Raw genomic sequence first — 13512 nt, 5'->3', positions numbered from 1 at the left:
ATTGAATTGAGATTTTAATAAAAACACAAGAAAAAAGAGCCGAATATGGGCTCTTTTTCTATGTAATAATTATTTTAAGACTAAGTATATTTAGCAACATGTTTATTATTTTTTTTAAATTTTCTTTTCAATTGATTAGCTTCTTTTGTAGCTAATCTCGAATAATATCTATTTGAAAAGAACATTTGGATAATTAAGAATGCAGCATTAATCGTCCAATACAGTCCTAAAGCAGAAGCTGAGGTGATTGAAATATATATGATGAAAATAGGGGAGATAATAGCCATTATATAACCCATAGAACGTTGTTCTATAGGCATGTTCCCCATATTTATTAAGGGTTGTATAATGTACAAAATACCAGCGACTATAGTCATCCAAATATCAGGTTGTGTTAAGTCAAACCAAAGAAAATCAGCATGTTCAGTTAAACCACCACTCGAAGGCCATTTTAATGAAACATATAGACCAAATAAAATGGGCATTTGTACAAGTAATGGCAAACATCCTAACATGGTCTTCATAGGATTCATATTATATTCCTTATATTTATTCATCATTTCTTGGTTCGCAGCTATTTTTTCTTCTTGAGTATTTGCATTTTTAATTTTTTCTTGTATTTTAGCCATTTCAGGTTTTATGATCTCCATCTTCTTACGCATGAAGTGTCCATTTTTAGATTGAGCTAACATGAACGGTAACATGATAATTCTAACGATTAACACGATTGCAATGATTGCTAAGCCGTAATTATCATCAAATGTAGAGCCTAACCAGTGTAAAAGGTGATCCATTGGTACTGCAAAAGTATCATAGAAAAAGCCATTTTTATTTTCTGGTTTTGAATAATCACAACCGGAAAGTATGATAAGAGTTATTAATACCAATGCTAGTATATTTTTTCTATGTTTCAATTATCCTTCATCCTTTTTATTATAAATTCTAAGTAGATTATTTTTTATAGATTCAAAATTATCTAAAGTAATAAAATATTCATTTTCTAAGACTCTTGAGCATATAGTGTTCAAGGTGTTTTCGTAATTTGCTGGTAGTCTTTTCCCTAACGGTAACGTATCTAGCCATTCCTCAATAGCATCAAAAAATTCATCTTTTTGATACACAAAATCAGTAACTAAATAATTAAAGCATCGGCAGTACTTTTCCAAGTAATCGATAGCCTTAATATCAGACTTTTTAGCATAATATAAAGCAAACTGATAATAACAATTTATACTTAGATATGGATATAAATAATCTACGTTAAAAGCTTTATTTAAATAGTAAAGCTTTGACTCTAATGATTCTATCGACACAGAATATAAGCCGAAGGTAATCATTAAAGCAAAATCATGCATATAAATCATTAAAGATTGATACATATCTGTTTGGATCACATTTTTAGCTTTTGAAATGTTCTCTTTTTGTAAATAAGCTAATGTTAATGTTGCATTTTCACCAATTTTCAAGTCAAAATCTGGCGTGTTTTCTATAACTGATGAGTAATCACCTTCAAACATATACATTAACGTTTGGTACCCTTGTGCATGTCTTTTTAAGTAAATAGATTCTGAATTATCCTCAGTAGTTTTCACTATCTCATGTGCTAATATTGTTGTGTCTTTTACTTGTGTTTCATTCTCACAATATAAAATATTATTTGATAAAATCCCTAACAATGAATTAAGAAATTTAAACTCATTACAATGACCAATATAATAATTTCTCACAGTTGATAAGTATTCATCATAACTTGTATGGTTAACCATCTTAGATAGTGATATAGATATTTTCTTAATTTCTTCATCTGTCATAGTAATATTATAATTAAGCAAATCATCTACTGAAATATTAAAAACTTTTGCTAATTTAGGAAGCATTGTAATATCAGGATAAAGTGTTGTATTTTCCCACTTAGAAATAGTTGTTTTTGTTGTATTAAGATATTCAGCTAATGCTTCTTGAGTCATTCCACGCCTTAAACGTTCTTGTTTGATTGTCTTAGATATTTGAATCATTAATAACACCTCTTATCTTTAATGTTACTAGAAAATTTAGATAAGGTATATTTCTTATATAACAACTTATAGAAACAAAATTTCCATATGAGAAACAATGGTATGCTAAAAACCATCTCTTTTAAAAAGAGATGGTTTAAAATTTTGTTTCAATAACGAAGATTTTTATTATATTATCTCATTTTTCTACTAAAAAATCTTCTTCTATTTTTAAAATACTTCTAGCTACAGTACATATAGGTACTCTTTGAACTAAGTTATTTTCTTTTAAATTTTTAATTTCTTTTTCATATTTTTGTAAACCATTTTCCGTATCCTCTATTATACTTAATATTTGATTAGAGTAATATTCGTTTATAACTTTATAATTCCAAGAGAAATATCCTCCTATATCTATAATATAAAATTTAGATTTTCCAACATACTCATCTATAAGATTAATCAATTCTTTTTTATTTTTCAGTTGTTCTTTATTTATAAACAAGAATGTGACATAATCCTCCAATATATTCATAATATCTTTATCAAGGCTATTAGGTTTAGGTATAAAATAACCGTCATAATAATTACTTAAAAATTTTATGAAATCTACAGTATTAGTTACACAGTGCTCAACAATTATTATCTTTTGTTTACTTTTAGAATGATAAGGAGAAAAAATTTTCTTTTAATAAATAGTTAGGTTTTATCATTATAAATTACCTTCCACTTCATTTTTGAATTTTTCTAAAAATTCTTTCATAGTTTCTGTTCTTTGATATGCTATTTTTTTCCCTTCTTCTGTATTCATAGTAGTATGTAAAACTAATAATTTTTCATAAAAATGGTTGATAACACTACTATTATTTCTATAATTATCTTCGTTTAATTCATTAATTGGTCTTGCTTTATTATCATTATACATTGAGTGCCCTTTAGAACCCCCATAATAGAAGGCTCTAGATATTCCTACAGCTCCTAAAGCGTCTATTCTGTCTGCATCTTGAACAATCTGACCTATTTTATTTAATGTTATTTTTTTCTTTAAGTTTTTAGAATAAGACATATTATTTATTATATACATAATCATTTCTATTTCTTTTTCTTTTGTATTAGATTCTTTTAATATATCTATTACTTCTTTTTTTGCTAAATCCATATTTTTAGTAACTTTATCATCAATAATATCATGCAAGTATACACACGCCTGTATAATTTCCCATTCTTTATTTTGTATTTTTTCTTCAGAAGCTATCTTTTTAGCTATATTTTCAACACGTTTTATGTGAGAAATACCATGACCCGTTTTATCCATCATTAATTTTTTGTTCATAAAATTATAAATATTTAATAGATCCATAAAATAGTAACCTCTTTCAGCAAATTATTGATATAAAACATATATTAAAATAAATTATTTAAAAAGAGATGTTATTATTTCTAAACATACTCTTTTATATACGAATCTAATTTTTTAAATTCTTCAACCATTTTATTATTATTTAAAGTCTCCAGTACATCATTAATATTTGCTATAGATAATATGTCAATATTATATTGATTTTTTAATCCTACTTCGGCAGAATAGTTACTATTATTAAAATATTGTTCTCCTCTATTTAAAGCCACTAAGCTAGCAACAAGTTGTCCTTCATTTTTATCGATAAATTTTTTTGTTTCAACAGTCGTTTTACCAAAAGTTAATACATCATCAACTGATAACACTTTTCTATTGGTTAAATCTGATCCTACATATACACCTTTATCACCATGTTTTTTTTCTTTTCTATTAAAAGCATAACCTTTATTAATACCATATTTTGTCTTTAAAGCCATAACAGTTGATAAATCTATAGGAATACCTTTATATGCTGAACCATAAACTATATCAAAATCAATATATACATTTTATCCTCCTTCTAATTAACATATTTATTTGGCATTGTATGACGAAAATCTTTCATTTTTTTTATTAGTGATTCTGGATCTTTTTCTATTATAAACAAATTTTTATTCTCCTTAGGCGCAAAGCCTGATTGTATACATCCATCTAAAAGATTTTCTAACGGATCAAAAAAGCCGTTAATATTTAATAACCCTATCGGCTTTTTATGTAATCCCATTTGACTCCAAGATAAAATTTCAAAAAACTCTTCAAAAGTTCCAAAACCACCGGGTAGCACAATAAATCCTTCCGACATTTTTAGCATCACTTGTATTCTCTCACTCATATCTGCAACTTCAATGAGTCTACTTATCTCATTATTTCCTATTTCTTTATCGATTAGAAATTTAGGCATTATTCCTGTCACTTTAATATCGTGTTTTATACCTTCTTCGGCAATTACCCCCATTAGACCAATCTTCCCACCTCCATAAACAATATTATAATTATTATCTTTTACATATTTGATTAGGTTTCTTGTTTGTTTTGTAAAATTTTCATCTAAACCACTATTAGATCCACAAAAAAAACAAATATTATTCATTTAATATATCCTCCTATAATCCTATTTATATGATTATATTATCACTAAAAGTAACATAATATCTATTAATATATTTACCTTGTTCATATATTCATTTGATTTATTTATTAATATTATTTTTCTATTTCACACAATTAAATGAAATAGAAGTCTTCCTTGAACTGATTATGTATATATGATTAATGGTTCTGTTGCAAAGTAAAAAAATATAGCTAACCACTAATTTATCATGTCAGTGTTCGCTTAACTTGCTAGCATGATGCTAATTTCGTGGCATGGCGAAAATCCGTAGATCTGAAGAGACCTGCGGTTCTTTTTATATAGAGCGTAAATACATTCAATACCTTTTAAAGTATTCTTTGCTGTATTGATACTTTGATACCTTGTCTTTCTTACTTTAATATGACGGTGATCTTGCTCAATGAGGTTATTCAGATATTTCGATGTACAATGACAGTCAGGTTTAAGTTTAAAAGCTTTAATTACTTTAGCCATTGCTACCTTCGTTGAAGGTGCCTGATCTGTAATTACCTTTTGAGGTTTACCAAATTGTTTAATGAGACGTTTGATAAACGCATATGCTGAATGATTATCTCGTTGCTTACGCAACCAAATATCTAATGTATGTCCCTCTGCATCAATGGCACGATATAAATAGCTCCATTTTCCTTTTATTTTGATGTACGTCTCATCAATACGCCATTTGTAATAAGCTTTTTTATGCTTTTTCTTCCAAATTTGATACAAAATTGGGGCATATTCTTGAACCCAACGGTAGACCGTTGAATGATGAACGTTTACACCACGTTCCCTTAATATTTCAGATATATCACGATAACTCAATGCATATCTTAGATAGTAGCCAACGGCTACAGTGATAACATCCTTGTTAAATTGTTTATATCTGAAATAGTTCATACAGAAGACTCCTTTTTGTTAAAATTATACTATAAATTCAACTTTGCAACAGAACCAATGAGGACAATGAAGGTTCTATGGAAGAAAATATGAATGGCTCCTCCAGTGAAGGAGATGCACATTATCAATAGTAAAGTACAGAAATTACAGCACAATACTTACCTTTGCTTTAACTACATGTCTTCAATGTTTCTAACATATCATATCTGATGACTTGAAAATACGTAAAAGGGGTAGCGCCATCATTTTGACATAAAACCCACGTTAAAACATTTTTCAGAAGAAAAAAAGACGATTGTCTCTACGCTAAGAGAAGAATCGTCTTTTATAAAAATTTTCATTAACTGAGGAGTATATCAAGGTTTACTGGAAAGGTGATCAACCTGCACAACAAGATAATTTTGATACATCTTTATCAAACGTAAGGGCAGCTAATTTTAATCCCTCTGCCATTGTCAAATATGGAGCCACGGTTTCTCGGAGATCCTCCACGGTTAAACCGAATTTGACAGCCAGTGTCGCCGCATAAATTACTTCTCCTGCATTTTCTGCTACCACATGTGCTCCTAATATCTTCATTGTTTTTGCGTCTGCCACTAATTTAAAAACACCTGTTGTTTCTCGATTAACCAAGGCTCTCGGAACGGCATCTAAAGGCAAGACGGATGTTTTCACTTCATAGCCTTTTTCTTTTGCTTGTTGCTCCGTTAAACCAACGGTTGCAATCGCTGGAGCTGTAAACGTAACCCCTGGAACCACTTCTAAATTCAGCTTTTTATTCAGTCCTCCGATGGCATTTCCTGCTGCAATTCCACCTTGATAAGCTGCCACATATACAAATTGAGGGCCAAGCGTCACATCTCCTGCCGCATAGATGCTTGAATTCGTTGTTTTTGAATACTCATCGATTATAATTTCACCACGGGAGCCTACTTCAACACCTGCTACCTCTAAATTCAAAGTCGTCGTATTTGGTGTTCTTCCAGTGGCAACTAGTAATTGATCTGCTTCAATGATTCGCTTCTTGCCATTGACTTCAACATGAACCTTTTTAACGTCTCCGTCCTGTTCGATTCGTTCAAAGGATGCTCCTGTTACTAAATTAATCCCTTGTTCTGTTAATGCTTGCGTGATCGCTTCTGACACTTCAGGATCGTATTCCTTTAACAGTCGTGGACTTCTTTGCATCAACGTTACTTCTGAACCCAAATGATGGAATAGTTGTCCCAATTCCATACCGATATATCCTGAACCGATGACTGTAAGACGCTTTGGAACCTGTTTTAATTCAAGTAATGTTGTACTTGTTAAATAATCTACCTCTTCTAATCCAGGAATCTTTGGTACAGCAGGTGAAGCACCTGTCGCGATTAAAAATCGTTTGGCTGATAACTGCTTGCCATTCACTTCGACGGTTTTTTCATCCACGAATTTCGCTTCACCTTTTATTAATTCAAAGCCGTAGTCATCAATTAAATCAACATATTTCGAGTTTCGAAGATCCGTCACCAAATCGTTTTTCTGCTTAATCAATGGAGCCAAATCGACATTGCCTGCTGACGTGTGCAATCCTAAAAACGGATTGTTTTTTGCTATGTGATTGATTTCTCCAGCTCTTAACAGCGTCTTTGAAGGAACACATCCGATGTTCACGCATGTTCCACCCACTGTGCCACGTTCGATGATTGCCACGTTCGCTCCGTATTTCGCGGCTTCAATGGCAGATGAAAAGGATGCTCCACCAGAACCAATGATAATGTAGTCATAATCGCCTTCATCTCCAAGTTGCACCGTTTCTTGCTGTTGTACTTCTTCTGTTTCTCCTGTCTGGTATTTGGCTTCAGAAATCGCCTTTTTCGCTCTTTCCACCTCCACGTCATTCGGAAGCTCAAATACAGCTTCTTCGCGACGAAAATCCACTTCAATCTCTTTTGCACCCATGTTTTTAAGAGCAACAGCAACATGCTCTTCACAACCCGTGCAAGTCATCCCTTGAACGTTTACTCGATACTTTTTCATATTAATATTCCTCCTTTTACTCGACTCCAAGACCGAAATCCGAAATTGCCGTCTTAATTAACTGTAAATCCGTTTTCCTATCATCAAAGGAAACCGTTACTTCGCCCGTGCTTCCACTGACTTTAATGGCTGTTTTGCCAACGCCTTCTACCTGTTTCACCTCTTATTTCTTCATCAGTGTTTCAATAATGGGGCATTCGTAAATATCTTTGTTTTCGGGACATCTTTCTTTAAGATCCACCAGCATTTGTTCAATTCTTTTGAGACCTTCAATTTTACGCTGGATGTCCTCTAACTTAAGAACAGTGAAATCATACATATCACGGCACTTCGATTCATTGCGATCGACGACTCCTAATAATTTGTCAATTTCATTTAATGTAAAGCCTAGTTCCTGCATCCTTTTTATGAAATTCAATCGATCGATAATTTGTTGTGAATACATGCGGTATCCTGATTCCGTACGATCAGGTTCTGAAATTAAGCCTATACGTTCATAATATCGAATAGTCTCTTTATTAACGCTGCACTTCTCAGCCAGTTCTCCAATACGAAATTGCATTTATCTCACCTCATATAAAGTATAAACCCTGTACCATAGTACAGGGTCAAGGGAAGTATTATTTACTATATTATCGATTTGCTTTCTTATACCAAAGTGTCCCGTTATCCCAACGAGAAAAACAGAAGTTCAGATTATCAATGCACTTCTGTATTAAAATTAGAGATACATCTTAGGATGCACAATGCTGCTAAAATAGCTTGCCATGTAATATTTGAACTTGATCCTTTAATTGTTTGTTTTCTTCTTCTAGTGCCTTTATACGGTTTTTTAAGGTCTTTATTAACACATCCTCTGAACGGGGGCTTTTACTTTGTTTACGGGGGACTAACTCACTTATTTGCATCCCTCTTAATGTCTCTACTCTATTTCTAATATCTTTTTGTTTGTAAAGCCATGACTTTGAAACATTTGCCTTTTGTGCAACGGAGTTAAAATTAATCTTCTCTTTTTTCAATGCCATCTCTGAAATTGTCTTTTCAACCCTAATTCTTGTTTTCTCCGACTTTTCTTTTGATAGTTGAATTATGGCAGTTGTGTTACTCTTTCTAGTCATCTTAATTCGTCCCCTTTAACGAATGAATAATCTGCTCTAATCTATTTTTCACACGTTCGTTAGTTTCAACCTGACGCTGCCATTGGTTCTGTTTAGCCCTATTTAGTATTTCTTTAGTTCGGTCTAAGTGCTCTTCATGTTCATTTAGAAATTGTTTACTTGTACAGAAGTTCGTACAATCTAAACAAGCATTTGCGTGGGGACAAGGTCCGGCAATTACTGGTAAACGACAATAGCCATTAGGAAGTGCTTGTGCATTGATATTCTTTCTTATCCACGACAATACCGTTTTTATTGATTGCTATTGTCGTCGGCAGTGGTCCGACTTGATAAGCTTTAGTCACATCTCTGTTTCGATCCAATGCGATTGGAAAATCAAGTTTTTCATCTAAGCTGGATAAGAACTGATTAATCTGCTGCCCATCCTCCGAAACATTTATTGCAATGATCTCATAATCATCATGTCCCTCATTATAAATTCGGTTCATATCAGGCATTTCTTCACGACACGGTTTACACCAAGTCCCCCAGAAATTCAAAATAACACTTTTTCTAAATTGACATCTGATAATTGTATTGGACCACCTTTCAACGTCTCTAGTTGAAAATCTATTGCTTCATCCCCTACTTGTACAGTTTTTTTATCAGAAGTTAAATTGAACCACAAAGTGACCCCTAATAAAATAATGATACTTAGTATAATACTTACTCTAAGAATACTTCTTGTTGTTTTTTTCATAATATTATACCTCCTGTAACGATTCCTTTCATCGAACAAATCATGCATTTTTGGTTGGCTTTGAAAGATAATTTTTGTTAAAAATAAAAGTTCATTCTCACACCAATCTAAGTACAAACTTTAACTGTTAAGAAAAATTCACTCCTAATTATTTAGCTTAAGCTAAATTTTCAAAGAAACTGTGCAGTTTCTTAAGTATTTAATGTGACATTTCATATCATTAAGAGATTTTATTGGAACTCGAGAATTAGACTAATAAAATTAGCAGTTATAAGAAGTTCTCTTTACTCTTCAAATAAAACAATATTAGTCTTTAACTCGCATCAGTCTTATGTCATTCAATGTTATTAGTAATCTTTCACCTATGCTAGGATGTATAGCAATACACAATACCACATTAACTGAGAATTTGATTATAATAATCAAATTCTCAGTTAATGTGGTATGCAAAAAAATCTATAAATATATTTTTAATAATGTATGTTTTGAGCAGACCCTAAATAGACATTATATATGTATTGATATGCTTAGCTTGTCACTTTAGGAGTTATTTTGCACCTATTTTAATCGTTATTTTGCATTACAAGTTAATAAGGTTAGAGTCAGGAGGTATATAGAAGTCCAATTTCTCAGTTCTAAAATTAAGAAATTGGACTTCTATCGTGACTCCCAAAAGGCGGTCTTATATGTCAAACGAGCGCTGATTCTTATTAGAGAAAGCGTTCCGATTGTTAAAGAAATGAGAATAAAGCGTTAAATGTACCATTTTCAAACAATATATAAATCCCTAACCCAATGAATACAATAGGTACAATCCAACGTTCATATTTCTCAATTTTTTCTGATACAAAATCTAAGGAAGCTAAGCGATAGCTGACATAACATAAAACAGCAACCATAATCAAAAAGACAATAACAGCAATAAAGATTTCAGACATATTTAAGGTCGTGAAGTACGGTATATAAATCGAAAGGTCATCCGCACTGGAAGCTAATACGATGAAAGTCATCGTCAAAAATAACTGATTAAATTTTCCAGAGGAGAATAAAGATAAAATACTACTTTCATCTTCATCCTCTTCTCCTTTAATCCACATTTTCACACCTAAGTAAAGTGGTAAAAGTCCAAGTAGTCCGATAACCCATTGCTGAGGAATTAAATTTACAACCCCCTGTGCAACTAAAAGACTTGCTCCTATAACAATTGCAGTCCCTATATATTGTCCTATCCAAATATGTTTCACCTGACCTTTTTTTACTTGCGAAAACAAAAGAATTAATATAACGAGATAATCAATTCCTGTTGCTACATATACCGCAGCTGCTGTAAGTATCGTTGCGATCATTTTTCCATCTCCAATATTTTATATTTTAGGGGTAGGACTTTTCTTCAAATTGAAAAGCCCCCTTGAATTGCGCACAGCGTGACCTTACTATTCTGTTTTCTACCTATTTATCCTTCACTCTCATCAGTCGTAAACTATTTAATGCTACCAAAATAGTAGCTCCCATATCGGAAAGAATCGCTATCCAAAGGGTTAACCATCCCGGGATAACTAATAGTAAGGCAATTATTTTAATTCCGATAGCAAAAGTGATGTTAGCTTTAATGATATTTAAAGTTTTTCGACTGAGTCTTACTGCAAATGGAAGCTTACTTAAATCATCTCCCATTAATGCAATATCAGCTGTTTCAATTGCAGTATCCGTTCCAGCACCGCCCATTGCAATTCCAACAGTAGATGCAGCAAGTGCTGGAGCATCATTAACGCCATCGCCAATCATAGCTACATTATCATACTCCGATTGCATTTTTTTAATATAATCTAATTTATCCTGTGGCATCAATTCAGACTGAATATCAGAAACGCCTACATGTGTACCGATTGCATTTGCAGTACCTTGATTATCACCTGTCAGCATAATTGTTTGCTTGATACCTAACTGATGAAGTTTTTGAATCACATTTTTACTTGTTTCACGAACCTCATCTGCAACGGCAATTACGCCGAGAATTGTTTTTTCCGTTCCAATAATCATGGCTGTTTTTCCTTGGTTTTGTAGGATTTTCACATTGTTTTCAAACCCAAGGCTAAAATCGGAAACATTTAATTCCTTGAAAAGTTTTGGGCTTCCAATATAGTAAGTAGTTCCGTTTACAATCCCTTTTATACCTCGCCCAGTAATCGAAGTGAATTCTTCCACTTGTACATTAGAATAAGGGATATTATCTTGCTCTGCCTTTTTCATTATTGCTGAAGCAAGTGGATGTTGTGAACGATATTCTAAAGCTGTAATGGTAGAGAATAGCTCTTTTTCTTCCACTTGGTCATTTAATACTTCAAAATCTGTTACCACTGGTACACCTTTTGTCAGTGTTCCTGTTTTATCAAATGCGACTGTCTTAATGGCTCCTAATTTCTCGAGATAGACACCACCTTTAACCAACACACCTTTTTTCGCTGCATTTCCAATTGCCGAGACAATCGAGATTGGAGTAGAAATAACTAATGCACAAGGACATCCAACTACAAGAACTGCTAATCCTTGATAAACCCATGTATCCCAACTGCCACCAAAGAATAGGGGTGGAACGACTGCAACCAAGGCTGCAATAACCATAATGATCGGAGTGTAGTATTTCGCAAATTTATCAACGAATGCTTGGGCTGGAGCACGCTCCCCTTGTGCTTCTTCAACAAGATGAATAATCTTGGCAATGGTTGTATCTTCTACGTATTTGGTGATTTTTACTTCAATTAGTCCCTCTTCGTTAAGCGTACCTGCAAATACTTCGTCATCTACCGCTTTGGAGACGGGAACAGATTCTCCTGTTATAGCTGCCTGATTGACAGCCGACAAGCCATTCACAATGATTCCATCCATGGCAATTTTCTCCCCTGGTTTGACAATCATGATATCACCCACAGCGATATCGTCCACATGGATTATTATTTCCTGACCATTTCGTCTAACTAGTGCTTCTTTTGGGGCGATATCCATCAATGAACGTATGGATTGTCTTGCTCTGTCCATAGAGAAGCGTTCAAGTGCTTCACTGATTGCAAAGAGAATAACAACAATAGATGCCTCTGCCCATTCACCAATAATGGCAGCTCCAATAACGGCAACGGTCATCAGGGTTTTCATGTCGAAATCAAAGCGTATCAAATTTTGAAAACCGACTTTAAATAATGAATATCCGCCAATTACAATAGAACCTACAAATAACATGGAAGTTACGAGGTTATCTTCTCCATTTACAAAGTGAGAAAGGTAACCAAAAGCAATTAGTAGTGTGGCAAACAGCAATGTACTATGTTTTTTATAAAATGGTGTTTTCTCTTCTTTATGAGCCTTAGTGTCATCTTTAACCCTTTGTATCGTTTGATTCGCTAGTTTTTCAGGAGATACTTTTAGATTCTCAAAAGCACCTGCTTTTTCAAGTTCTTCAACCGATGCATTTCCATATACATCAATTTTAGAAGCGCCAAAGTTTACTTTTGCATCCTCAACTCCAGCTATTTGTTTTACATTTTTTTCAAACTTCCCCGCACAATTTGCGCAGGAAAATCCTTCCACACGGTAAACGTTTTTATCTTTAATTACCACAGGTTCTACCCGTCTTTTAGGTTTCTCTGGTGCCACTTTAAGATTTTCAAAAGCACCAGCCTTTTCTAGTTCTTCAACAGTTGCACTGCCGAAGACATCAATTTTTGAAGCTCCAAAATTTACTTTTGCGTCCTGAACGCCTGGAATCTTTTTAACATTTTTCTCAAACTTTCCTGCACAATTTGCACATGAAAATCCTTGGACCCGATAGACGTTCATTTCTTCTTCCATTAGTTTAACCTTTTGTTCAGACATTGACCTTCACTTCTTTCTTATGTGCTAGGGCGATCATCATTATCTGCCTGATATGTTCATCATCTAAAGAATAGAAAGCTAGTTTTCCTTCTTTTCTAAAGTTGACCACCCCTTGCTTATAAAGCGTACGTAAATGATGAGATGCATTTGCTATCGTAATACCTAAGATATTTGCTATATCACAAACACACAACTCTTCATCCTGACACAGAGCGTAAGTAATTTTTGCTCTATTTTCATCGGCAATAGCCTTTAACATTTGGCTAACACCAGAAATATCAACTGTTTGTAAATCCCCTTGTATTCGATTAACCTTTTCTTCGTCATAACAAAAAATTTCACAAGTATCTTTCTTTTTCATATTATCA

The 13512-nt window shown here is 33.0% G+C and carries 16 protein-coding genes and 1 pseudogene; all 17 read right to left on the bottom strand.

The features are described 5' to 3' along the window. Positions 1-80: 80 nt before the first annotated feature. Positions 81-914 (bottom strand): membrane protein insertase YidC, encoded by an 834-nt coding sequence (yidC, locus tag NST87_RS00705; protein WP_340721173.1) that lies wholly within the window; start codon positions 912-914, stop codon positions 81-83. Beyond that, positions 915-2015 carry a helix-turn-helix domain-containing protein gene (locus NST87_RS00700; protein WP_340721172.1) on the bottom strand — a complete coding sequence of 367 codons (1101 nt, stop codon included), beginning with the start codon at positions 2013-2015 and terminating at the stop codon, positions 915-917. 178 nt (positions 2016-2193) lie between these two features. Then, positions 2194-2499 carry a hypothetical protein gene (locus NST87_RS00695; protein ID WP_186296714.1) on the bottom strand — a complete coding sequence of 102 codons (306 nt, stop codon included), beginning with the start codon at positions 2497-2499 and terminating at the stop codon, positions 2194-2196. Positions 2500-2706: 207 nt separating this feature from the next. Next, positions 2707-3354 (bottom strand): HD domain-containing protein, encoded by a 648-nt coding sequence (locus NST87_RS00690; RefSeq protein ID WP_049432273.1) that lies wholly within the window; start codon positions 3352-3354, stop codon positions 2707-2709. An 80-nt stretch (positions 3355-3434) separates the two neighbouring features. Continuing rightward, positions 3435-3830, bottom strand: coding sequence for a hypothetical protein (locus NST87_RS00685; protein WP_057534299.1), 396 nt, complete (start codon positions 3828-3830; stop codon positions 3435-3437). 83 nt (positions 3831-3913) lie between these two features. Then, positions 3914-4483 (bottom strand): LOG family protein, encoded by a 570-nt coding sequence (locus tag NST87_RS00680; RefSeq protein ID WP_145380130.1) that lies wholly within the window; start codon positions 4481-4483, stop codon positions 3914-3916. A gap of 243 nt (positions 4484-4726) precedes the next feature. Then, complete coding sequence (locus NST87_RS00675) at positions 4727-5401, bottom strand: IS6-like element IS257 family transposase (RefSeq protein ID WP_001105987.1); 675 nt, start codon at positions 5399-5401, stop codon at positions 4727-4729. A 378-nt stretch (positions 5402-5779) separates the two neighbouring features. Beyond that, positions 5780-7420 carry a mercury(II) reductase gene (merA, locus tag NST87_RS00670; RefSeq protein WP_340721170.1) on the bottom strand — a complete coding sequence of 547 codons (1641 nt, stop codon included), beginning with the start codon at positions 7418-7420 and terminating at the stop codon, positions 5780-5782. A 16-nt stretch (positions 7421-7436) separates the two neighbouring features. Then, the gene (locus NST87_RS00665) at positions 7437-7580 is read right to left on the bottom strand and encodes a hypothetical protein (protein ID WP_228070302.1); all 144 of its coding nucleotides are present in this window, start codon (positions 7578-7580) and stop codon (positions 7437-7439) included. Between the two features lie 3 nt (positions 7581-7583). Further along, entirely contained in the window at positions 7584-7982 is a 399-nt protein-coding gene (merR1, locus tag NST87_RS00660; protein ID WP_046836471.1) for a mercury resistance transcriptional regulator MerR1, read from the bottom strand. 190 nt (positions 7983-8172) lie between these two features. Then, complete coding sequence (locus NST87_RS00655) at positions 8173-8538, bottom strand: DUF6262 family protein (RefSeq protein ID WP_046836472.1); 366 nt, start codon at positions 8536-8538, stop codon at positions 8173-8175. A 1-nt stretch (position 8539) separates the two neighbouring features. Beyond that, positions 8540-8821: pseudogene (locus NST87_RS00650) on the bottom strand (transposase); the annotation flags it as partial. Next, positions 8778-9035: a redoxin family protein gene (locus NST87_RS00645; protein ID WP_234446432.1), complete on the bottom strand. Its 258-nt coding sequence runs from the start codon at positions 9033-9035 to the stop codon at positions 8778-8780. The pseudogene NST87_RS00650 and the gene NST87_RS00645, both read right to left, overlap by 44 nt. A gap of 38 nt (positions 9036-9073) precedes the next feature. Next, positions 9074-9277 carry a hypothetical protein gene (locus NST87_RS00640; protein WP_228070300.1) on the bottom strand — a complete coding sequence of 68 codons (204 nt, stop codon included), beginning with the start codon at positions 9275-9277 and terminating at the stop codon, positions 9074-9076. 731 nt (positions 9278-10008) lie between these two features. Next, positions 10009-10623, bottom strand: coding sequence for a CadD family cadmium resistance transporter (locus tag NST87_RS00635; RefSeq protein WP_048787448.1), 615 nt, complete (start codon positions 10621-10623; stop codon positions 10009-10011). A gap of 103 nt (positions 10624-10726) precedes the next feature. Beyond that, positions 10727-13144 carry a cadmium-translocating P-type ATPase CadA gene (locus NST87_RS00630; RefSeq protein ID WP_019467776.1) on the bottom strand — a complete coding sequence of 806 codons (2418 nt, stop codon included), beginning with the start codon at positions 13142-13144 and terminating at the stop codon, positions 10727-10729. After that, positions 13137-13505, bottom strand: coding sequence for a Cd(II)/Pb(II)/Zn(II)-sensing metalloregulatory transcriptional repressor CadC (gene cadC, locus NST87_RS00625; protein ID WP_002510811.1), 369 nt, complete (start codon positions 13503-13505; stop codon positions 13137-13139). Before cadC ends, NST87_RS00630 begins: the two co-directional genes overlap by 8 nt. Between the last annotated feature and the right edge of the window lie 7 nt (positions 13506-13512).

The organism is Staphylococcus sp. FSL W8-0271 (genome assembly GCF_038006605.1).
Classification (GTDB): domain Bacteria; phylum Bacillota; class Bacilli; order Staphylococcales; family Staphylococcaceae; genus Staphylococcus; species Staphylococcus cohnii.
Note: the sequence above shows the minus strand (reverse complement) of the source record. Positions and strands in the feature narration are given on the sequence as shown.

Bases quoted from the DNA above. Each gene is read 5' to 3' on its own strand.
- NST87_RS00690 (WP_049432273.1), bottom strand. From the start codon at position 3,354: ATGGATCTATTAAATATTTATAATTTTATGAACAAAAAATTAATGATG.
- cadC (WP_002510811.1), bottom strand. From the start codon at position 13,505: ATGAAAAAGAAAGATACTTGTGAAATTTTTTGTTATGACGAAGAAAAG.
- NST87_RS00655 (WP_046836472.1), bottom strand. From the start codon at position 8,538: ATGACTAGAAAGAGTAACACAACTGCCATAATTCAACTATCAAAAGAA.
- NST87_RS00630 (WP_019467776.1), bottom strand. From the start codon at position 13,144: ATGTCTGAACAAAAGGTTAAACTAATGGAAGAAGAAATGAACGTCTAT.
- merR1 (WP_046836471.1), bottom strand. From the start codon at position 7,982: ATGCAATTTCGTATTGGAGAACTGGCTGAGAAGTGCAGCGTTAATAAA.
- NST87_RS00640 (WP_228070300.1), bottom strand. From the start codon at position 9,277: ATGAAAAAAACAACAAGAAGTATTCTTAGAGTAAGTATTATACTAAGT.
- NST87_RS00680 (WP_145380130.1), bottom strand. From the start codon at position 4,483: ATGAATAATATTTGTTTTTTTTGTGGATCTAATAGTGGTTTAGATGAA.
- NST87_RS00700 (WP_340721172.1), bottom strand. From the start codon at position 2,015: ATGATTCAAATATCTAAGACAATCAAACAAGAACGTTTAAGGCGTGGA.
- NST87_RS00685 (WP_057534299.1), bottom strand. From the start codon at position 3,830: ATGGCTTTAAAGACAAAATATGGTATTAATAAAGGTTATGCTTTTAAT.
- NST87_RS00635 (WP_048787448.1), bottom strand. From the start codon at position 10,623: ATGATCGCAACGATACTTACAGCAGCTGCGGTATATGTAGCAACAGGA.
- NST87_RS00675 (WP_001105987.1), bottom strand. From the start codon at position 5,401: ATGAACTATTTCAGATATAAACAATTTAACAAGGATGTTATCACTGTA.
- merA (WP_340721170.1), bottom strand. From the start codon at position 7,420: ATGAAAAAGTATCGAGTAAACGTTCAAGGGATGACTTGCACGGGTTGT.
- NST87_RS00645 (WP_234446432.1), bottom strand. From the start codon at position 9,035: ATGCCTGATATGAACCGAATTTATAATGAGGGACATGATGATTATGAG.